Source organism: Hadarchaeum sp. (SeqCode) (assembly GCF_049969415.1).
Taxonomy (GTDB): domain Archaea; phylum Hadarchaeota; class Hadarchaeia; order Hadarchaeales; family Hadarchaeaceae; genus Hadarchaeum.
This window is the reverse complement of sequence record NZ_JBMFOX010000023.1, coordinates 1-20,674: the sequence shown is the minus strand read 5'-3', so window position 1 is coordinate 20,674 and position 20,674 is coordinate 1. Positions and strand designations below refer to the sequence as shown.

The window sequence follows — 20,674 nt, the reverse complement described above, 5'->3', positions numbered from 1 at the left end:
CTGGTGAGGACCATCGACAAGGACATGGGGGAAATTTCACCCGTGGCCATGCGCGGGATCCCGGTGCTGGCCCTGCATGGCAACCACGAGCGGAGGACCAAGGGACTGACCAACCCCGTCGAGGCGCTTGAGGCCGCGGGGCTTTTAATCCACCTGCACCACAACTCGCTCGTCTTCGAGGAGGGCGGCCGGTTGGTGACCATCCACGGCATGAGCAATGTCCCGGAACAGTACGCCGTCAAGGTGCTCAAGATGTGGAACCCGAGGCCCGTGGCAGGCGCCTTCAACATCCTAGCTCTCCACCAGTCGATTGGGCAGTACGTGTATTCCGGGGAGGAGGCGCCGACGCTCGACGTTTCCGACCTTCCTCCCGGCTTTGACCTTTATCTCTGTGGCCACATCCACTACCGCAGCGAGGCCTTGGCCCACGGCAGGCCGCTCATCTTCCCCGGCAGCACCGAGCGCACGCAGCTGATCAAGGTGGAGGCGGACGTGCCCAAGGGATTCTACCTGGTGGACATCGGGGAGAGCCTTAGCCTCGAGTTCATCGAGCTGAAGACGCAGCGTGACTTCCATTATGTGGAGATGAGGTTTGACGGTGCCACGATTTCTGAGATCGACAATGCCGTCCGGTCCAAGCTGAACGAGCTCCTGCAGCGGCCCAGGAAAAACAGCCGCAAGCAGCCGCTGATTCGGTTGCGGTTGATGGGGACGCTGGCCAAGGAGGTCTCCCGGAGCGAGTTCGACGACAGGCTGATTGCAGAGGAATTTGCCGACCGGGCCATCGTCGTCATCGGCAAGGCCGACCTGCAGGTGCCCGACATCGGGGAGAAGGTGCAGCTGCTGCGTGAGCTCAGGGAGCAGCGGCTGTCGATGGATGAGACCGCCATGCGCTTACTCGAGGACAGCCTCCGCGATGCCGCCCACGTGAGGATGTTCGACGTCAGGTCCCTCTACAGCCTGCTCGTCGCGGACAGAGTGGAGGAAGCGCTCCAGAGCGTCTACCGGGTCGTGGAAAGCTTGGTGAACACCGACGTGGGGGAAGAGAAGGATGATCACGTTCGTCAGGCTTAAGAACTGGAAATCCCACCGCGAGACGGAGCTCGTCTTTGGCGACGGGACCAACGTCCTCGTCGGCATCATGGGATCGGGGAAATCCTCAGTGATGGACGGGATTACCTACGCACTTTTTGGAACCCTGCCTGCGATTCAGTCCCGTCGCATCAAGCTCGAGGACCTGATCAACAGCAGACCAAAGCCGCTGGACCGGGCCGAGGTCGAGGTGCATTTCCTGAGCCCCGCGGGCGAGGAGTACTCGGTCAGGCGGGTGATCGAGCGTGGGGCCGGCACCACGCTGGCGGAGCTGAGAAAGGCCAGCGGAGAACTCATCGAAGGTCCAAACTCCTCTCGCGTTACCGAGGCTGTCGGGTCAGTCCTAGATTTGGATTACGATCTCTTTGAGCGGGCGATATACTCGGAGCAGAACCGCTTGGACTATTTCCTCACCCTGCCCCGGGGCCGAAGGATGGAGAGCATCGACGAGCTGCTGGGAATAAACAAGCTCGAGAAGGCGCGGAAGAGCTTGGGCTCCATGGTCAACCGGATCAACGAGCGCGCCGAGGAGAGGGAGGTGTCGGTGAAGAGCCTCCGGCAGGACCCAGCTATTTCTGCCCTGCCCCGATATCTCCAGGAGCTTTCTGATCTCGATTCGTCGCAGCGGGAGCTCCAGGCCCGGCTGGGGCAACTGCGCACGGAGCTGGAATCACTGCGGGTGCAGGACCAGCAGTTCCGAGCCCTCGAGCAGGAGCTCCGGCGTTTGGAGCAGTCCAAGCGGGCGCTGGAGAGCGCGGCGGAAACTCTGAAGAGGAGCATCGACGAGCTGCGGCAGAGGCTCGGACATTACACCGAGCAGCCTGTGGAGAAAATTAGGGCCGAGGTGAGCGAGGTTGAGTCTGCCCTGGCCGCTAGAGCCGCCAGCCTTAACTCGGTGCTTTCAGGCTTCACCGAGGTCAGCTCGCAGTTGCGTGGTCTTGAGGCCAAGAAGGCCATGACCCGCGAGGCCGCTGAGAAGCTCCACAGGGAAATCGAACGCCGGCGAATGGCGCGGGCCAAGCTTGAGGAGCTGAGGCCACTAGTGGCCGCCAGCCCGGTGGAGAGGATCCAGGATGAGCTCAGGCGGGCCGAGGAGGCTCTGGCCGGCTGCCGCGCCAGAATCCAGGACCTGAGCGCCGCGCTGGAGGAGCTCGCCGGCGCCGGCGCCGTCTGCCCGGTCTGCGAGGCCCCACTTACGGAGAGGAGAAAGGAAGAGCTGCTGGGACAGCGCCGTAGAGAGCAGGAGGAGCTGGAAAGAAAATGCCGGGAGTTCGAGGCCCAATCCCGGGAACTCCAGGAGAAGTTGCGCCGGGCACGCGACTTACATCAGAACCTACTGCTGTTGGAGAAGGAGGTGGAGCCGCTGCCCAGCCTGGAGCAGGAATACGCTGAGGCGCTGAGGAAGATTTCAGAGCTTGAGACCGCTGCACCCGAGCTGGAGCTGAGGAGGAAAACCTTGGCCGGAGAGATTGAGCGGGTCAGGGGTGAAGTTGACGACCTGAACCGGCGGCTGTCCCTGCTGAAGCAGACCCTTCAGAACCGCATTGACCTGGATTCTCAGGTTCTTGACTACCGTTCTCGACGCGACGAGCTCTTCCGGGTGCAGCGGAAGCTTGATGAGCTTGGAAAGTCCTACGACGAGGCAAAGGCCGAGGCCGTCCGCAGGCGGGTGGAACAGCTCGTGGGGCTGCTAGAGGGGCTGCAGGCGGAACTCCGGGGCAAGGAGCAGCTGATGGCGGAGAAGAGAAGGCTGGTGGAAACGGTGCGGGAGAAGCTGAAGCTGATAAAATGGTACGAGGCCGAGGCTAGGCGGCTCCGGGAAGCCGCCCAGGCGATGAGCACGATCCAGACCGCGCTGGCCCGGACCCAGACCTTGATGAGGAAGATGTTCATCGAGGGCGTCAATCTAGTGATGAACGACCTCTGGGACAGCATTTACCCCTACGGCGACTTCGTCGGCATCCGGCTCGGCGTGGAGAACGGGGAGCGTGGTGACTATGTGCTCCAGCTAAGGGACCGGTCGGGAAACTGGATTCCCGTGGACGGGATTGCCAGCGGCGGGGAAAGGACTGATGCCGCCCTAGCGCTGAGGATCGCCTTCTCGATGGTGCTGGCGCCGAAGCTGAGCTGGATTGTCTTCGACGAGCCCACCCACAACCTGGACTCCGAGGGCATTCAGGAGCTGGCCAAGGTCCTGAGGGACCGCCTTCCCGAGTTCGTCCGCCAGATCCTGCTGATAACCCACGAGGAGAGGCTGGAGAACGCAGTGAGCGGTTACCTTTACCGGTTCACCCGGAACAAGCGTGAAGATGAGCCCACCAAGGTGGAGCAGGTGACCGTTCCGGAGCTTTACGACTGAGCCCGGGTGTGTGGTTCGAGGTCTTTGACTACTTTTTCCACAATCGCCGCTGCCCTGCCGAGATATCTGCGGTAGTCGAGCAGTTCCCCGAGTTCCTCCTTCGGGATGAACTTGGTAACCGCCGGCTCGCGGGAGAGCACCTCGATCAGCGGCTGGTCGTTGGCGATGGCCACGGCGCTACAACGCCTCATTATGGCGTGAGCCTCGTGGCGGTTCATCCCCCTCCGGGTCAGCTCGATCATTACTGCCTCCGCCATGTTCAGCCCCTTGGTCATCTCCAAGTTCCTCTTCATCTGCTCCGGAAACACGTTCAGTTTGCTGAAGACGAAGATTGCGGTGTTGAGCATCTCGTCCATGATGAGGAAGGACTCCGGGAGCAGCACGCGCTCGCAGGAGGAGTTGGTCAGGTCCCGCTCGTGCTCCAGCACCACATTCTCCATCGCGGCGTGGGCGTGGCCGCGGAGAATTCTCGCTAGGCCACAGATTTTCTCGCAACGGATTGGGTTGCGTTTGTGCGGCATGGTGCTGCTGCCCACCTGCTGCACTGCGAAGGGCTCCGCGACCTCGCCGATCTCCGTTCGCTGGAGGTTCCTGACTTCCCGGGCCATCTTGTCCAGCGTTGAAGCCAGCAGTCCAAAGAACAGGATGAGCTCGGCTAAGCGGTCGCGCTGGACTATCTGGTTGGTCGCCGTGGCGGGAGATAGCTTCAGCTCCTGCATGACCAGGCGCTGGACCTTTTCCGCGTGTTCTCCCCAGGCGGCCCCAGTGCCCACCGCCCCGCTCATCTTCCCGACGAGGACTCGAGGCTTGAGCTGCTCCAGTCGCTCGAGGTGCCTGCCGATTTCCGAGGCCCAGATGGCGAGCTTTAACCCCAGCGTCGTGGGCAGGGCATGCTGGCCGTGGGTTCGGCCCACCATGATGGTGTTCCGGTGTTCCAAAGCCCGGTGGAGGAGTATCACCAGCAGGTTGCGGAGCTGGCGCTCGATGATGCCTAGGCCGTCCCGGATCTGCAGCGCCATCGCTGTATCCAAGATATCGTTGCTGGTGGCCCCGAAGTGTGCATAACGACCGGACTTTCCCGAGACCTCTGCGAGGGCCATGGCCACCGCCATCGTCTCGTGCTGGAACTCCTGCTCGAGCTTTCTCACCCGTTCGATCTTTACCTTTTTAATCGAGGCGCAGCTGGCTATCTTTTTCGCGTCTTTCTTTGGCACCAAGCCGACGCCGGCTAAGGCCTTGGCGAGGGCGGCTTCTACATCCAACATCCGCTGCAGGCTCGACTCGACGTCAAAAATCGACCGCATCTCTGGGCTGCCGTATCTCCACTCGATAGGATGAACGGGCACCTTTCCTCCCTAATCGATGAGGGTCGGCAGAGGATAAAATGCTTTGTTTTGTGATTTCACAGCAGCTCGCGGAGCTCGGCTAGGTTTCTGATGACGAAGTCCGCCCGCTCCTCCACGCCCCAATCCCTCCGCTTTACGAGGATGGTCCTCATGCCCGCGGCCCTGCCACCGTCGATGTCGGTGAACGGCTTGTCACCCACGAAGACGCACTCCTCCGGCTTGACGCCAAGCCTCCGGGCGGCGAGCAGGAAGGGCTCCGGGTGGGGCTTGGTCTGGGGTGTGTCCTCTCCGCTGATGACCACAACGTCAAATTTCTTTATGAAGTCGAATTGCCTCAGCCTCATTTCCTTGATGCCCCTGGTGCCGTCGGTGTCGGTTACTATCCCGAGCTTATAACCGCGGCTCCGGAGGTAGTCCAGCGTCGGTTCGGCATCGGGGTAGGGCCGGCTGTTTTCGGCGAAGGTCTTCCAGTAGATTCGGGTCAGCTCCTCCGGAAGCTCTCGTGGCAGCTTGATTTTCAGCCCCATTTTTTCCAAGAGCATCGGCCACCAGTCGTCGCGAATGTACTTTCTTTCAAAGTTCATCTTGTCGTCCAGCTTAGTGATCAGCCTGAAGAGCTCCTCCTCGTTCACCTCGATGCTCTGCTCTTGGAGATAATTTCTAAGTCTCTGGGCCACCGCGCGGTGACATCTCTCCAGGCCAGGAAAATCATCGATGAGCGTTTCATCGAGGTCAAACAGCACCGCCTTGATTCCCTGCATTTACTTCACCTCAGCACCACCGCAGAACCTCGTGATGTATTCCACCGCGATGTCTCCCGCCCGCTTCAACACCGTCTCCTCAATTCCCGGAGCGCCGCAGACGAGCAGGCAGAGTTCTTTGGTCTCCAGCGTGACCTTGGTCTCCTCAGCATCCCGGTATGGGTAAACTGCGATCAGCTTTTCCTCGTCGCACACCACCAGCTCCGCGCCCTCCAGCACTAGTGGTTGAGCCATGCCGATACCCAGAAATTTTTCCCCTTTTTCTGCCGGCCTCAGCGTGAGATCGCCCTGGAGCTTCGCTGCGTTGAAGGCCCCGAGCGCGATCCCGGTTTGGATTGAAGCCAAGTTATAGGAGTCAACCAGCGTGTTGATTTTGGGCAGCGGCTTCCCGGAAAGAATTCTCCGGATCAGCGCCTCAGCGGCCGGCCTGATCTTGGTCGGGTCTATCCCGGCGCGCCAGAAGAAGTCACGGTAAGCCCTGAAGATGGGCTCGTCCTTGACCGTCTCCAGCCGGTACTTTTCTTTAATTTCTGCGGTGATTTTTTCCTTGAACCGCTCCAACGGTCCGCTTTCCTTCTCCACCCGTAGGTCAGTGAGGCTCCGGAGCAAGACCTGCAGCCCCGGAAAGCGCTGGAGAAGCGGCGGCTGGATGCTAATCCTCATGTACCATCACTCAAGCAGAAGTCTTAATAAATATCCTCCGATGAGGACCATCGCCGCTGGGGCCGAAGAGACCGAAGATTTTCCCATTCTTTAATCTAGTGCTGGCATCGTTGACCGCGAAGATGCCTCCAAAATTCGTCAGCCGCTCGATCTTGATCTCATAACTGTCGCGCATCTGATCGACCCCCAAGCAGCTCCTGAACAAACTCTCGGAAACCGCTGGAGTGCCTTTTCCATTCTGGGACTATTCTTTTTTCGGCCTCCTTTCCTCTTGAGGTAGTCCAGTAATAACGTCGGCGGGGCACGTTCGCTATGGTGCTCCACTCGCCCTTCACGAGACCCTTACTCTCGAGGCGCCGGAGGAGAGGATAAATCGTCCCTGCCTCGGGAACCCACCCGCCGGTCGTTTTGGCAATAGTCTGGATGATTTCATAGCCATACATAGGTGCACCGTTCTCCCTGAGGATCCAGAGCAGCGGGATGCTTAGCAACCCCCGCCTCATCTCTCTTCCGAAGTCCTCCCGCCACACCTGATTCCCGCCCGGCATTTGAATCTCATCCCCATCTGCCCTGGCCTCGTATAAAAATATGCAGTCTGCCGACACATGCCGGATTTTGACCTGTTTCATGGGGAGATGATTCCCTGCCCGGGCGGGATTCTGACTATCGGTGCACCGTCGGCATAGGAGCACCTGATGCCGTACTTCTTCACGCATTCGACGCAGAGGACGGGGTCGCAGAGCCTCGTGGAGAAATATCTTTCCCCGCCGTCAGGGGCCATCGCCACCATGACTCCCTTTTCAATTTCCTCTGCCTTTCTCCTGGCGATGTGGAAGATGGCTCCCGAGCTGGGGCCGACGAAGAGCCCCTCCTGCAGGAAGAGCAAACGGGCGGATTCCTCGGCCTCCTGCGGGTTCACCGTGTAGATTTCGTCCACGTACTCCTTTCTCCAGATGGCCGGGACATGCTGCGTCTGTAGGTTCTTCAGGCCAGGTATCGTCGTGTGGGGCTCCGGCTGAACCGCGATTATTTTTACCTCTGGGTTGTATTCCCGCAGCCTTTTGGAGACTCCCATCAGCGTGCCGCTGGTCCCGATGCCGGCAACGAAGTGCGTGATCCGGCCGTTGGTATCCCGCCAGATCTCCTCCGCGGTGGTCTCGTAGTGGGCCAGCACGTTGGCTGGGTTGGCGAACTGGTTGGGCATGTAATACTTTTCCGGATTTTTGCTGACGATTTCCTGCGCTAGGTCCTCCGCCCCGTCCATGCCCTTGGCCTCCTCGCTCAGCACAATTTTCGCGCCTAGGGAGACCAGCATCTGCCGCCTTTCCAACGTCATGGTCTCGGGCATTACTAGGACGAGGTTGTAGCCCTTGGCCCGGCATACCAGCGCCAGACCGATGCCAGTGTTGCCGCTGGTGGGCTCGATGACGGTCTTGTCCCTGGTGAGCTGACCGGTCTTCTCCGCCTGTTCGATCATATATTTGGCAATCCGGTCCTTAACCGAGCCTCCGGGATTGAACTTTTCCAGCTTGAGGTAGAGCTCGACGTTGGAGTTGGGGTTAAGCCGTTTCACAGGCACCAGAGGCGTGTTTCCGATTAGGTCCAAGATATCGTTTACCAGCATTGCTTCCCCTCCGCCAGTTATAACACCATTATATATATTCGTGAGGTTGTTTTTATCTATTAACCTTAATTGGTACTAGGTCAACTTTCACTGGGTCACTCTTGAGGGTACCGTCTTTGGGCTGTACTGAGTTTGCGGTTCCGGGCAGGACTCTTGAGGAGAAGCTGGGGCTGCTTGAATCCCGGAGGATGTGGCTGGAACTGGTGAACGACGGGGACCGCCGCTTAGAGCCGATTCTGACCACAGTATCCAACTTTAATATCCCAATTCTATCCGTTCAAGCGAACCGGCTGCACTCGTTGAGGCTGCTCAGCGATGACCTTGGAGAACGGAGAGCCGCAACACGCCACGTGGAGGAGACGATGGAGTGGGCGGCGGCGCTGGGTGCCGAGAATGTGGTGACCACGCTCGTCTTCGGGGACCCGGCCGCCAAGGATCCTTACCGACTAGCGCTAGAGATTTTCCGGGACTTCGGTTGGCAGGCGGAGGAGCTGGGCATCACGGTGTCTGTCGAGCCGCTGGGCAGAAACCGGACCTCGTTTTTGCCCCGGGTCTCGGAAGTCCACAGCTTCGTCTCCGAGCTCGGCCAAGAGCACGTCCGCTTGATGGCGGACACGATGCACATCCACGACAGTGGTGACGATGTCCGCGAGGTAGTCATAGAATACCTTGATGAAATCTCCGAGCTGCAGCTCCGCGACACCGACTCCAGACCGCCCGGGATGGGGAGATTGGATTTTTCCGGGGTGATGGAGGCGGTGGCGCGAAAGTTTAAAGGGCTGCTCTGCCTCGAATATAAGCCGGGAGCCAACCCGAAAGCGGAATTTGATTTTACCTGTGGTTTCGTCCTAAGGCTCATCGCTGCGGCTCGATGATCACTTTGAGCGAATCCCTCGCCTCGGCAACGAGCCTGAAACCCAACCCCGTCTCCACGAGCGGCAGCCGGTGTGTGATCATCTCCTCAACCCTGAGAAGCTTACGTGACAGTAGCTCCAGCGATTCCTCAAGGTCTCGGGGAGCCGCACCGTAGGAGGTCATTATGATTATCTCATCGCGCCAGAAGTCAGCTAGGGGAACCTGGATTTCAAAGCTTGGTTCCGGCACCGCGAAGAAGAGAATTGTTCCTCCCCGGTCCACACACTTCATCGCCTGCCTGCTCGCCGAGGCCGCCCCCGTGCACACGATAACCTTATCGGCCCGTCTGCCGTCGTTAAGCCGGCGCAACCTTTCCTCAACGTCTTCACTTGCGTTGATAGCAGCGTCCGCACCGAACTTTTTCGCTGCCCGCAATCGATAGTCGCTGATGTCGGTGGTGAATATCCTTTCCGCCCCCTTTAACCGGGCGAGCTGGAGATGGAGCAGACCGGAGAGCCCGCTGCCGAGGATGAGCACGGTGTCACCTTTCCCGACCTTGGCCAGCCGCTGCGCTCGGACCACGCAGGCGACGGGTTCGATAAATGTGCCCTCTTCAAATGACATCCCTTCAGGCAGAAGGTAAACCCCTTTCTCCACGTTCAGCTTGGGGACGCGGATGAACTCGGCAAATCCCCCGGGATCGTAGTTGGTGGTGTGCAGAGTCTCGCAGGCCGTCTCGTGACCGCGGCGGCAGTAGCGGCAGGTTCCGCAGGGCACATGGTGGGAGACGAAGACCCTGTCCCCCACCCGGTAGCGACTGACTCCTTCACCGACCTCGACAATCTCACCAGTTGCCTCGTGACCTAGCACTCGGGGGGCGGTTTTGAGGCGGTACCATTCGAGCACGTCGCTGCCGCAGATTCCTGAGGCCATCACCTTGACCAGAATTTCACCGGGACCAATCTGTGGTCTCGGTATCTCCTCCACCCGAACGTCGTTGTTATTGTAGTATTTCGCCACGCGCATGTGGACCCCAATGAAACTAACCGATGTTAAGAAAATACCTTTGCCGCGGCTTACGATGCTAGTATCTGCCCCAGGAATCTCCTGAAAAACATCTCCTGAGTTCTCCTTTCCTCTCTCTTTAACTGGTAGCCGTAGATCACCCCGACTACGAGCCCGACCAGATGGGCCACGTTGGCAATCGAGCCGCCGACCTCGAAGACGACGAGGAGGACGGAGAGGATCCCGAGGCCCAGGGTGGCCATCCAGAGCCGCAGCGGAATGATGAAGAAGAGCAGGACGGGCAGGCGCGGCGCCAGCACCGTTAGTGTTCCCAGCACGCCGAGGATGGCACCGCTGGCGCCCAGCAGCATGGCTTCGGGGGCCGTGAAGAATAGCTGCCCTAGCGCGGCTAGGATTCCCGAGACGAAGAACAGGAAGAGGAACCTCTTGCTTCCTATCCTAGTCTCCAAAATCGGGCCAAACGAGAGCAGGACGAGGCAGTTGAAAAAGAGATGCAGGAACCCTCCGTGGACGAAGATGGAGGTGACTAGCGTCCAGGGCCGGGCAAATACCGTGGCGCCGGACGTTGCTAGAAAATAGAGAAAGGAGCCGTGATCTCCCGGGCGGTAGTAGGCCGATCCTAGCAGGAACTGGGCGGCGAGCTGGACGATAAAGACTGACACGATCAGGACCAACAAAATCAGGCTGGCGGCAGGGCGGGGAAATCCGCGGCGCCTTTTCTCCGGCGGCTTCAAGGTGTAAAAATCGTAGCGGAACTGATACGGTTGCGGCTCCGGAGCCTTTTCCGCCTCGATCGGTTGCGGGGCCTCCTTTAAGGTGACGATTTCCTTACCCTGGCAACCGTGGTTTTCCGGAAGCCGATGTTCGGCGCAATAGTCTCCGCCGCAGTAGCTACACCGGAAGGGCAGGGCCACCTCTTTCCCGCATTTATCGCAAACGGCCATTCTTTCACCCGCAGCTCAAAGAGCCGAGCATCCGCGGCAATTTATCCTTTTCTGCTTGATGACCTCTGGGAATAATTTATTTTCTAAAATTACTTTAGTAGCAGGGGATAGGGTATGGACGAAGCAGATCTCATCGCGAAGGGCGAACGGGTTACCAAGATATCCGTCATCACCCTCGTCACCCTCGGCAGTCTCATGATTATAGTCGGATTTATCTCCGGCAGCGTGGCCCTCAAGGGCAGCGGCGTGGACACCCTTGGTGACGCGCTTGGTTCTGTTGTAGTCCTGATTGGATTGAGAATAATGAGGAAACCACCCGACGAGAGATTTCAATACGGTTATTACAAGGTGGAGACACTGGTCTCGATGCTCGGGGCGATAATCCTCTCCCTGATTGGAATCTGGATCTTTTACGTTTCCTTCCTGGAATTTTTCTCTCCGAAGGAGCTGGGATATCCTACTATTACCTTGGTTCTCTCCGCCGTGTCCTCAGCGGCCTTCTTTCTGTTGGCGGTTTACAAAGGTAAGACGGGCAGGGAGATAAACTCGCTTTCCCTGAAGACCGACGCGCTCGCCTCGGTGACCTCGGGGATGGCGGCCTCAATCGTCTTCGTCAGCCTAGCCCTTTCCTACCTCGGGGTGTACCACGCGGACGCGATTGCCGGGATGATCATGGCAGCGCTGACCTTGGTCATGTCCTACGCCGCGATAAGGGAGTCCTCCTTGACGCTGCTCGATGTCTGCACCTGCACCGATGTCCGAAGCAGCATAGAGAGGATTGCGAAAGGTGTGCCCGGCGTCAGGGAGGTCCGCGAGGTTTTGCTGCGAAAGTCGGGGCCCTACATCATGGGTGAGATGCAGATCAGGGTAGACGGAAGGCTCTCGTTAGAAAGGGCCAACGAGATAGCAGAAAGGGTCGAAAGGCTGGTGAGGAAGCAGGTGCCGGCCCTGAAGCGGTTAACGATTGAGGTCGAGCCAGCAAAGGGGCGGCGTTGATTGCTTTAACGATCGTTTTTCGGGTTGAGCTTAGGATGTAGTTCAGCAGCGTGTAGAGCCAGTCCAGATTAAATAAGACAGTAAAATTTCGGGCAGTTGATGAGGATGTTTAAGATTCACCCTTGGCCTCGATGAAGATCTCTTGGGCTTCTTTGGGCGTCGCGTTTTCGTGGATGATTGCCCGTATCGCCTTGGCCATAGCCACGGGATAATCGTGCTGCCAGATGTTTCTCCCCAAGTTGACGCCAACGGCCCCCTTCTGTAGCGCATCGTACACCCAGCTGAAAACCTCAAGCTCGGAATCCACCTTAGGTCCGCCGGCTATGACAATCGGCACTGGACAGCCCTTCACTACTTTCTCAAAACCCTCCTCGCAGTAATAGGTCTTGACCACTCGCGCGCCCAGCTCGGCGGCGATCCTGCAGGCTAGGGCGAGGTATCTGGCGTCGCGCTTGCCCAGCTCGGTGCCCACGGCGGTGACGGCCATCGTCGGTATCCCGTAGTCCTCACACTCGTTGACGAGGTTGGCCAAGTTGAGCAGGGACTGGTGCTCGTGCTCGCTGCCGACGAAGATCGACATGGAAACCGCGCAGGCGTTGAGCCGTATCGCCTCCCTCACCGAGGTCGTGATGCCCTCTTGGTCGAGCTCTTCCTTCCGGGCCATGCTGGTACCACCTGAGACCCTTAAGATAATCGGCTTCTGGATGGCGGGGTCGATGCAGGACCTCAGGATGCCGCGGGTGAGCATGATGGCGTCCACATAAGGAATAAGTGGTCCAATGGTTTTGCCCGGTTCCTCGAGCTTGGTGGTCGGTCCTTGGAAGTAGCCATGGTCGATGGGTAAAAACATGGCCCGGCCGTCGCGCTGGATGAGCTGGGAGAGCCGGTTCTTCATTCCCCAGTCCACAAAACCACCGCCTTTATTTTCCGCCCGTGATTAAATAACCTTTTCCCGCGGCTCGGGATTTCGAAAGGCAGGACAGGGGTTTATATATCTGGATTGATTTTATCTAATGAGGTTTGTTCATGAGCGACAGAGTTAAAAGAATTCTTTCTCTGTTAGTTATCCTGCTCTTCATACTGTCATCGGCGATAGCTGTGATCATCAGCCTGTTCAGCCAGTAGAAACTTAATTAAGCCGCAGTTAAATTCCATATTGATGCGGCCGTGGTCTAGACTGGTCTAAGCTTACCGCTGCCAAAAGGACTCAGGCCCTCCAAGCCTGTAGCCCGGGTTCAAATCCCGGCGGCCGCACCACTCATTATTCCCGACACTTATGGCGATGGGCCAAAATAATGCCGCCGAAGTTTATTGGTAGCGGCAATGCAGTCAGCTGATTGACATTGCAGCCCGCTTCCAGTGAAATTAGAGCACCGACGTCCAACACCGTTTGCCACGGTTGAAGCCAGTTTCTTTTTTCAAATTTTAGTTTTAAATTGAAGTTTGGAAAATAAAAGATACGTTTTAACCGTTTGGGAACTAAGTTAGTTTGATTTTATGAAAAGTTACGTTCCCGATGCGAGCGCCCTGATGGACGCCCACCTCACCCGCCTGATTAGAAAAGGAGATCTTCAGGGATGCCGAATTCTGGTTCCCAACCAGGTAGTCGCCAAGCTTGAATCTGAAGCTAGGCTAGGCAAGGACTCGGGCTTCAGCGGACTGGCCGAGCTGAGACGGCTCAAGCAGTTCTCCGAGGAGGGTAGAATCAAACTGGAGTTAGTTGGTGAGAGACCGGCAGGCGAAGAGGCCGCTGCAGCTACCAACGCCAGCGTTCGAGAAGTGGCCCGAGTTCAGGGCGCGGTGTTGATGACCAGCGATGAGGTGATGGCTGAGGTTGGTCGGGTGGAAGGTCTGGAGGTCTGGCTCCTCCAGCCCGTGCCCGCAGAAAAGATGCCCAGGCTGCTGGAATACTTTAAACCCGGGGTGATGTCAGTACACCTCAAGGAAAAGGTGCGGCCGATGGCCAAGATAGGGCGGCCCGACAACCTCCGGCTGGAAGTGCTCGATGAAAACCCGCTGACTGAATCCCAGCTGCGGGAGATGGCGCATGAAATCATCGAGCGGGCCAGACAGGATCCGGAGGGGCTGGTCGAGATTGAACGTGCCGGAGCGACAGTGATCCAGTTTCACGAATACCGGATCGCCATTGCCCGGCCCCCATTCAGCGACGGCCTAGAGATCACCGCCGTGCGCCCCATCGTCAAGGTGACTCTGGACGACTATCACCTCTCCGAGAAGCTCAAAAAGAGACTGCGGGAACGGGCCGAAGGGGTGTTGATCGCCGGACCACCCGGGGCCGGAAAGACCACCTTCGCCCAGGCTCTGGCCGAGTTCTATCGCGCTCAGGGTAAGATAGTCAAGACGATGGAATCCCCCCGCGACCTCCAGGTGGCCGACGAGATAACCCAGTACACAGCGTTGGAGGGAGACATGACCAAAACCGCCGACATCCTGCTCTTGGTGAGGCCGGATTACACGATTTACGACGAGCTGCGCAAGACTTCTGATTTTCAGATCTTCGCCGACATGCGGCTAGCGGGGGTGGGAATGGTGGGCGTGGTGCACTCCACCAGGGCCATCGACGCCGTGCAGAGGCTGATCGGCCGGGTGGAGCTGGGGATGATCCCCATGATCGCCGACACAGTAATTTTCATCAAAGAGGGCCAGATCAGGGAGGTGTATTCGCTGAGCACGAGGGTCGGGGTGCCACACGGCATGACGGAGGCTGACCTCGCCCGCCCCATGGTTGAGGTCACCGACTTCGAGACGGGGGAACCGGTGTACCAGATTTATTCCTTCGGTGAAGAGGTGGTGGTGATGCCGGTGAGGCGGGAGACCTCCCGGGACGCAAGGATGAAGGCCGAGATGATCCGGGCGGAGATCAGAAGGCTGGTGAGGGGTGACGTCGAGGTGAAGATGCTATCCGACGACACCGCGGCGGTGATTGCCGACGAGGAAGACATCGCTAGGATCATCGGCAGGGGCGGGCGCACCGTGGCCCGGCTGGAGCGCAAGCTCGGCGTTAGAATTGAAGTTCGTAGCCGGGAGTCTGAAGAAACTTAGGCCATAGTTCGCTAGCGAAGACCATCTTGGTCAAAGCAGTCAAGACAATGTAAATCTTTTTAAAAACATAAGTTCAGTTAAAGACAATGGTGAGCCTTCTCATCAAAGACGCCAGATATGTGATAACGGTAGATTCCAAGCGGCGGGTCATCCGTGACGGAGCCGTGGCCATCGAAGGCACGGAAATAGTCGAAGTGGGTAAGTCTTCGGAACTCAAGCGCAAGTATCCAAGGGCCGAGATCATCGATGCCAGAAATAAGATAGTAATGCCGGGTTTGTTCGACTGCCACGCGCATTCCTACCAGAACATGATTCGCGGCATGGCCTTCGTGCTGCCGCGGCGACAGCGCGGCGCCTTTCTGCTGGGGCCGACGCTGCGCCTGCAGGGGGTTTACACGCCTGAGGACGCCAAGGCCTCGATGGCGCTGAACTGTCTGGAGTACATCAAGGCCGGGGTCATCGGGTTCTGTGATTGGGGAATAAATTTGAGATACAAGATCGACGGCCTTGCTGAGGTGGTGCGTGACTCGGGCATCAGGGGGGTGCTGGGCAAATCCGTCATGGAATTCCCCGACTACGGTTCCTGCAAGAACGTGATCGACAAGGGCCTGATTGAGGATAAGGATGAGTGCATTCGAGACACGATCCGGGCGATAAAGGAGTGGCATGGCAAGGCTGAGGGCAGAATTCAAGTCTGGTTTGGCCCGAGAAGCGTGGGCGCCCTTTCCCTAGAAACATACCGAGAGATCGCCCGGCTGGTGAAACAGTACAAGGTCGGCATCACCTTTCATCTAGCCGAGCTGGGTGAGCTCGATACTGGTTTCATCTGGAACACCTATGGCATGTCACCGGTTGAGTTCATGAAGTCGGTGGGATGGGTTGGTCCGAACGTTAGCTTCAATCACTGTTTGTATCTCACCGGGATTGACTACAAGATCCTGATGGAGACTAAGACAAACGTCGTGCACTGTCCTGGAACTGGGTTTGACACCCGGGTGCAGGATATGTTGCAAATGGGCATCAATGTTGCTTTGGGCTGCGACGGCGGACACGAGACCAACGACATCTTTCTAGCCATGAAGCTGGAAAAGGTGCTCCAGAACCGGGTTCCGAGGCGGGACCTGACCATCCTCTATCCGGAAAAGTTGATTGAGATGGCCACGATAAATGGTGCCCGGTCTCTGATGTGGGACAAGGAGACGGGATCGATTGAGAAGGGTAAGAAGGCGGACCTGATACTGATAGACCTTAACCGACCTTCGTTGGCGCCGATGCTAAACCCTGTCCACGACATCCCATCCCGCGTCCTCGGCGGTGACGTCGACACCGTCATCGTCAACGGGAGGATAATCATGGAGAACAGGGTCGTAAAGACAATGGACGAGGCTAAGGTTATCGAGGAGGCGAGAAGGCGGGCTGAGGAGGTCAGGGAGAGGGCGAGGTACGAAATCGAGTGGCACTGGCCCGAGATCTGAAAATTCGACCCATGGAAAAATTCTGTTGGTAAAAAACCAGTTGGTTGAATCGTAAAATTAGGTATTTAATGGCCAAGTGCTAAGTTCTATGGAGCTGAAAAATATGAGGGATGTTGCCATTATCGGAGCCGGGATGACTAAGTTCGGCCGGTCACCCGGAGATTTAATGGATATTCTGGCCGAAGCCTCGTTGCGCGCGATAAAACATGCCAACGTGGAAAAAGAGGAATTCGATGCCCTCTATGTGTCAAACATGATGGCCGGAGAAACCTCACACCAGACCGCGGTGGCCAGCTCCTTGGCGGACAGAATTGCCCTGGTTCCCGCCGCCGCCGACAGAATCGAGAACGGGCCGGCATCCGGAGGCTCCGCGCTCAAAAACGCCTTTCTGGCGGTGGCCTCAGGATGTTACGACTTAGTTCTGGTCGCCGGCGGGGAGAAGATGACCACAGCCGACACCGACATCATCACCGACCTCGTGGCGACCATGACCCACCCGACGGCCGAGTACATCCATGGAGTGACCCTCCCCGCGATGGGAGGAATGCTCACCCGGCTTTACATGGAACGGTACGGGCTGACGGAGAGACACCTAGCGATGGTGGCGGTGAAGAACCACGCCAACGGCCTCAAAAATCCCTACGCCCACATCCAGAGGGCCTGCACCATCGAGGGAGCGATGAGCTCTGGGGTCATCGCCGACCCGCTGCGTCTTTACTACGTCTGCCCGATCAGCGATGGCGCCGCGTCCCTAGTGCTGTGCCCGCTGGAGAAGGCCAAGAAGTACACCGACAAGCCGGTGAGGATAGCCGGGGTCGGTCAGGCCACCGATGTCCAGGCCCTGCAGGAACGGGAGGACCCGACAGTGCTGAAGTCGGTGAAGATAGCCGCCCAGAAAGCGTTCAGTATGGCTGGGATGACACCCGATGATATCGATGTCGTCGAACTGCACGATGCCTTTGAGATTCTGGAGATAGCGGAGAGCGAGGACATCGGCTTTTTTGAGAAGGGCAAAGGACATCTGGCGGTGGAGAAGGGGATAACCTCACTCAACGGCGAACTGCCGATTAATCCTTCCGGTGGTCTGAAGGCGCGCGGCCATCCTGTCGGTGCCACCGGAGTGGCCCAGGCGGTCGAGCTGGTCTGGCAGCTGCGTGGAGAGGCCGGCGAGAGACAGGTCAGGGACCCGAAGCGAGCCCTGTCGTGCAACTTCGGCGGCTTCGGCAACAACACCGTGATACACATCTTTGAGAGGGGATGGTGATGACGGAGCCAAAGTTCGTGGGATACAAATGCCGGTCCTGCGGCCGGATAATGAATCCGAAGCACGACCGATGCCCCACCTGTAAGGGAATGGAGTTTGACGAGGTCGAGCTGCCCCAGGTGGGGAAGCTGGTGACCTACACCAAGCTCTATGCCCTGCCTCAGGGAATTGAGGCGCTGCCACCGCTGACGCTGGGAATCGTCGACTTCGGCGGCGTCAGGGTGCTCGGTCAGCTGGCCACCGACAATCCTGCGATAGGTATGTCGCTGAGACCGGTCTGGGGAAAAATTAGAAAATTGAACGACAAAGATATTTATGGGTTCAGGTTTGAACCTGTAAACTGAGAATCAAGTAAAAATGGAGGTAAGAGAATGGAGTACGACTGGAGCAAAGTGATGAAGCCCTACCCACCGCGGAGGATCATCCTGCCCAACGGTGACGAGATGATTGTCAAGAGCATGGAGAAGAGCGAGATCGAGGAAGTCTGCGATGCCCTGATTCCAAACCTCAAAGTCCACAAGGAGTGGTTTGACCTCGTGACCGCGGAGATGATCACCGAGTTCTATCTCTGGCGCGAGAACAGGCCCATGTGGGGGCTGCCGGCCGAGAGCCATTTCAACCTCATCGGCAGAGTCGACGGAGAGGTGGTCGGTGTTTCCAACGGCGCCCTGAGGGATCCCAAGACCGGCTGCAGCCTGCACACGACCACGCTGAGGCGGGGGCTGCAAATCGGTGCCTATCTCTGGCCCTGCAAGCTCGAGATGTACTTCGATGTGCTGGGCGTCGATGTCGTGGAGGCCAGCGCCGAGAGCTTGATTGGTGGGCGCAAGCTGTTCCAGGCCTACGGTTTCACACCACACCCGGACAAGAAGAGCCACTTTGGCACGATGTTACAGACGATGACGAAGCAGCAGTGGGACAGGATAAAGGCGGGCAAGCTGGTCGGCGAGAGAATTTAAATCTCCTCGCCCCTTGGATCTGGCGGGCCGCCACAGGTCCGCCTCCTTTCATTTTCCTTTTCTTAAGATTTCCCCGTGCTTTTGCAGATCTTCGGGAGAATTGATGTTGGTAAAGGAGATGAGGTCCGGGTCGAATTTTGTTAGCTCCTCCGGGGCCACGTAGACGATATCATCTAGAAAATTGACAACCTCACCCAGCCTGTTTTTTCCCTCTTTTTTTGCGGCCGTTGCAGCGGCGAGCAATTTTTTGGTCCGGTAGACCGCCTGTAACGGCTCTATAAAACCGTTGGGCCATCTGAGCATGGCCCCGTCGTGTCCTTTGGCGCGGCCGTATAGAAAAGTAATGACATCCGGATTTGTCCAGGGACAATCGCAGGCAAGGACGGCGACGTAATCAGAGACAACCTCGGGCAGCGCGGAAAGCAGGCCGATTATCGGGCCCTCCTCCAAGCTCCTGTCGGCTATTACCTTGGCCTCCGGAAACATCTTAGCGAAATCCGCCCAATATTTTTTGCAGGAAATTATCGTCTCGTTTGAAAGTTCCTTGATTCTATCGAAGACGAGCTTGATCATGGGCTGGCCCGAGACCGGATAGAAGGCCTTGCAGCAGCCCATCCTCTTGCTGTCACCACCGGCTAGAATTAGGAGGGCAATTTTTCCCCCAGAAGTCGGGCTGCTCCCCGCCGCCGGTTGAGCCTGCATGCAGATCTCTTGATATTCGGACGATTTCTTTATGAGCTTAACCGTCGAACTGGCCGTCGCAGGCATTGCGGAAGATTCGGTCGATTAAAATTTAATCAAAAATCTTTTAAAGAGCACCTCTTAGGGTAATAGGAACTCAATTGGAGGGGAAGATTTGGCAGACATTGAGAAAAAGATAGATGAGGCCAATTGGCAATGCGTGGAAAGAATTATGGAGTCTCACCCAGTTCTGATCGACATTGATCACGCCATAAATGTGATCCCGCGGATGGAGGAGCGCATGGTCCTGCACAGCGGCCCCCCGCTTTCCCGGGGCTGGGATGAAATGGTTGGTCCCATGAAGGGTGCCGTTATCGGGGCCATGATTTACGAGGGCTGGGCGAGGTCAGAGGCGGAAGCGGTTGAGCTGATTAAAAGGGGCGAGATAAAGTTTGATTCAACCGCCAACCACGACGCGGCGGCCCCGATGGCTGGGATAGTGACGCCGTCGATGCCCGCCTTCGTGGTCAGGAACAAGACCTACGGCAACTTCGCCTACTGCAACGTCAACGAGGGGTTGGGCAAGGCGTTGAGGTTCGGCGCTAACGACGCCCAGGTGATTGCCCGGTTGCACTGGATTGAGAAGACCCTGATGCCCGCCCTGAAGGTGGTGCTGAGTGAGGGCGAGATTGACCTCAAGGAGTTGATTGAGGCCTCGCTGCACCGCGGGGACGAGTGTCATAACAGAAACAAAACCGTTTCCCTACTCTTCCTCAGCGAAATCCTGCCCCGGCTTCTTCGCTCCAATCTGGACAGGAACCAGGTCGCCGAGGTCGTCGACTTCATCCGAGGCAATCCCCACTTTTTCCTGAACCTCTCCATTCCTTCAAGCAAATCATCGCTTGACGCGGCCAACAACATCGAATACAGCACCGTGGTTACCGGGCTTTGTACCAACGGCGTCAACTTCGGCATGAGGGTCAGCGGCATCGGTGACAGATGGATTACGGCACCCTCCGTCCACGCTAGGGGGAAGTATTTCCCGGGCTTCAAGGAGGGGGACGACGCACCGGTGCTGGGCGACTCCTATTATTCGGAGCCAGCGGGAATCGGCGGCTTTGCCATGGCGGCCGCACCGGCAATAGTCAGTTTCATCGGCGGGGAGCCGGACCTTGGGATTAAGACAACTCTGGAGATGTATAAAATAACGGTGACTGAGCACAAGTACTTCAAAATCGCCAATCTGGGATATCGAGGAACACCTCTCGGCATCGACATCAGGAAGGTGCTAAGGACGGGAATCCTGCCCGTGATTAACACCGGCATGGCACACAAGGATCCAGGGATAGGTCAGGTCGGCGCCGGAATAATCAGACTTCCGATGGAACTTTTCAAGAAGGCACAGGCGGAATTTGAAAACAGATACGGAATTAAAATCGTTTGAATGACGAAAATAAACGCGCGATTTTGTGCATTGTTGCACAAATCAAAACGCGAAATCTCCTGCGCAAGCTCCGGTTTGGCTCATCGGGTCAATTCTTGAAAGGATCTCATCGACCGACGCTC

At 57.6% G+C, this 20,674-nt stretch carries 19 protein-coding genes, 1 tRNA gene and 1 pseudogene; 11 read left to right on the top strand and 10 right to left on the bottom strand.

Annotated features, from left to right (window positions below):
• The coding region (locus ACP5PX_RS05800) for a metallophosphoesterase family protein (RefSeq protein ID WP_428084885.1) at positions 1-1,074 on the top strand (1,074 nt) is incomplete at its 5' end.
• Complete coding sequence (locus ACP5PX_RS05795) at positions 1,052-3,451, top strand: AAA family ATPase (protein ID WP_428084883.1); 2,400 nt, start codon at positions 1,052-1,054, stop codon at positions 3,449-3,451. The genes ACP5PX_RS05800 and ACP5PX_RS05795, both read left to right, overlap by 23 nt.
• Here ACP5PX_RS05795 and purB read toward each other — a convergent pair.
• The 6 genes from purB to ACP5PX_RS05765 all read right to left on the bottom strand — a co-directional run bounded on the left by purB (position 3,442) and on the right by ACP5PX_RS05765 (position 7,845).
• A complete protein-coding gene (purB, locus tag ACP5PX_RS05790; protein WP_428084881.1) occupies positions 3,442-4,797 on the bottom strand; it encodes an adenylosuccinate lyase in 1,356 nt (451 codons plus the stop codon). The genes ACP5PX_RS05795 and purB overlap by 10 nt on opposite strands.
• A 56-nt stretch (positions 4,798-4,853) precedes the next feature.
• Positions 4,854-5,558: an HAD family hydrolase gene (locus tag ACP5PX_RS05785; RefSeq protein ID WP_428084879.1), complete on the bottom strand. Its 705-nt coding sequence runs from the start codon at positions 5,556-5,558 to the stop codon at positions 4,854-4,856.
• Positions 5,559-6,221 carry a B3/B4 domain-containing protein gene (locus ACP5PX_RS05780; protein WP_428084877.1) on the bottom strand — a complete coding sequence of 221 codons (663 nt, stop codon included), beginning with the start codon at positions 6,219-6,221 and terminating at the stop codon, positions 5,559-5,561.
• A 10-nt stretch (positions 6,222-6,231) separates the two neighbouring features.
• Positions 6,232-6,396 (bottom strand): hypothetical protein, encoded by a 165-nt coding sequence (locus ACP5PX_RS05775; RefSeq protein WP_428084875.1) that lies wholly within the window; start codon positions 6,394-6,396, stop codon positions 6,232-6,234.
• A complete protein-coding gene (locus ACP5PX_RS05770; RefSeq protein ID WP_428084874.1) occupies positions 6,380-6,769 on the bottom strand; it encodes a PadR family transcriptional regulator in 390 nt (129 codons plus the stop codon). The genes ACP5PX_RS05775 and ACP5PX_RS05770 overlap by 17 nt, the downstream gene beginning before the upstream one ends.
• A 77-nt stretch (positions 6,770-6,846) precedes the next feature.
• The gene (locus tag ACP5PX_RS05765; protein WP_428084872.1) at positions 6,847-7,845 is read right to left on the bottom strand and encodes a PLP-dependent cysteine synthase family protein; all 999 of its coding nucleotides are present in this window, start codon (positions 7,843-7,845) and stop codon (positions 6,847-6,849) included.
• A gap of 101 nt (positions 7,846-7,946) precedes the next feature.
• Between ACP5PX_RS05765 and ACP5PX_RS05760 the strand changes: the two genes are divergently transcribed.
• Positions 7,947-8,720, top strand: coding sequence for a sugar phosphate isomerase/epimerase family protein (locus tag ACP5PX_RS05760; protein ID WP_428084870.1), 774 nt, complete (start codon positions 7,947-7,949; stop codon positions 8,718-8,720).
• Here ACP5PX_RS05760 and ACP5PX_RS05755 read toward each other — a convergent pair.
• Together ACP5PX_RS05755 and ACP5PX_RS05750 are read right to left on the bottom strand one after the other, a co-directional pair.
• Positions 8,701-9,726 (bottom strand): zinc-dependent dehydrogenase, encoded by a 1,026-nt coding sequence (locus tag ACP5PX_RS05755; protein WP_428084869.1) that lies wholly within the window; start codon positions 9,724-9,726, stop codon positions 8,701-8,703. The genes ACP5PX_RS05760 and ACP5PX_RS05755 overlap by 20 nt on opposite strands.
• A 50-nt stretch (positions 9,727-9,776) precedes the next feature.
• The gene (locus ACP5PX_RS05750) at positions 9,777-10,670 is read right to left on the bottom strand and encodes a rhomboid family intramembrane serine protease (protein WP_428084867.1); all 894 of its coding nucleotides are present in this window, start codon (positions 10,668-10,670) and stop codon (positions 9,777-9,779) included.
• A 114-nt stretch (positions 10,671-10,784) separates the two neighbouring features.
• Here ACP5PX_RS05750 and ACP5PX_RS05745 point away from each other — a divergent pair, with 114 nt between their 5' ends.
• Positions 10,785-11,666, top strand: coding sequence for a cation diffusion facilitator family transporter (locus tag ACP5PX_RS05745; protein ID WP_428084865.1), 882 nt, complete (start codon positions 10,785-10,787; stop codon positions 11,664-11,666).
• A 109-nt stretch (positions 11,667-11,775) separates the two neighbouring features.
• Here the strand turns inward: ACP5PX_RS05745 and lsrF are convergent.
• A pseudogene (gene lsrF / locus ACP5PX_RS05740) lies at positions 11,776-12,576 on the bottom strand (3-hydroxy-5-phosphonooxypentane-2,4-dione thiolase); the annotation flags it as partial.
• Between the two features lie 251 nt (positions 12,577-12,827).
• Between lsrF and ACP5PX_RS05735 the strand changes: the two are divergent.
• The 6 genes from ACP5PX_RS05735 (at position 12,828) to ACP5PX_RS05710 (ending at position 18,427) form a co-directional block, all read left to right on the top strand.
• Positions 12,828-12,923 (top strand) — tRNA-Gly (locus tag ACP5PX_RS05735).
• 240 nt (positions 12,924-13,163) lie between these two features.
• Positions 13,164-14,729, top strand: coding sequence for a PINc/VapC family ATPase (locus ACP5PX_RS05730; protein ID WP_428084863.1), 1,566 nt, complete (start codon positions 13,164-13,166; stop codon positions 14,727-14,729).
• Between the two features lie 86 nt (positions 14,730-14,815).
• Positions 14,816-16,204 (top strand): amidohydrolase family protein, encoded by a 1,389-nt coding sequence (locus ACP5PX_RS05725; protein WP_428084861.1) that lies wholly within the window; start codon positions 14,816-14,818, stop codon positions 16,202-16,204.
• A gap of 103 nt (positions 16,205-16,307) precedes the next feature.
• Complete coding sequence (locus tag ACP5PX_RS05720) at positions 16,308-17,468, top strand: thiolase domain-containing protein (protein ID WP_428084860.1); 1,161 nt, start codon at positions 16,308-16,310, stop codon at positions 17,466-17,468.
• On the top strand, positions 17,462-17,812 hold the full coding sequence (locus ACP5PX_RS05715) for a Zn-ribbon domain-containing OB-fold protein (RefSeq protein ID WP_428084858.1): 351 nt from the start codon (positions 17,462-17,464) through the stop codon (positions 17,810-17,812). Before ACP5PX_RS05720 ends, ACP5PX_RS05715 begins: the two co-directional genes overlap by 7 nt.
• Before the next feature lie 27 nt (positions 17,813-17,839).
• Positions 17,840-18,427 (top strand): hypothetical protein, encoded by a 588-nt coding sequence (locus tag ACP5PX_RS05710; protein ID WP_428084856.1) that lies wholly within the window; start codon positions 17,840-17,842, stop codon positions 18,425-18,427.
• Between the two features lie 48 nt (positions 18,428-18,475).
• Here the strand turns inward: ACP5PX_RS05710 and ACP5PX_RS05705 are convergent, their stop codons facing one another.
• A complete protein-coding gene (locus ACP5PX_RS05705; protein ID WP_428084854.1) occupies positions 18,476-19,195 on the bottom strand; it encodes a molybdenum cofactor guanylyltransferase in 720 nt (239 codons plus the stop codon).
• Between the two features lie 88 nt (positions 19,196-19,283).
• Between ACP5PX_RS05705 and ACP5PX_RS05700 the strand changes: the two genes are divergently transcribed.
• Positions 19,284-20,552: a DUF1116 domain-containing protein gene (locus tag ACP5PX_RS05700; RefSeq protein ID WP_428084852.1), complete on the top strand. Its 1,269-nt coding sequence runs from the start codon at positions 19,284-19,286 to the stop codon at positions 20,550-20,552.
• Positions 20,553-20,674: the final 122 nt, after the last annotated feature.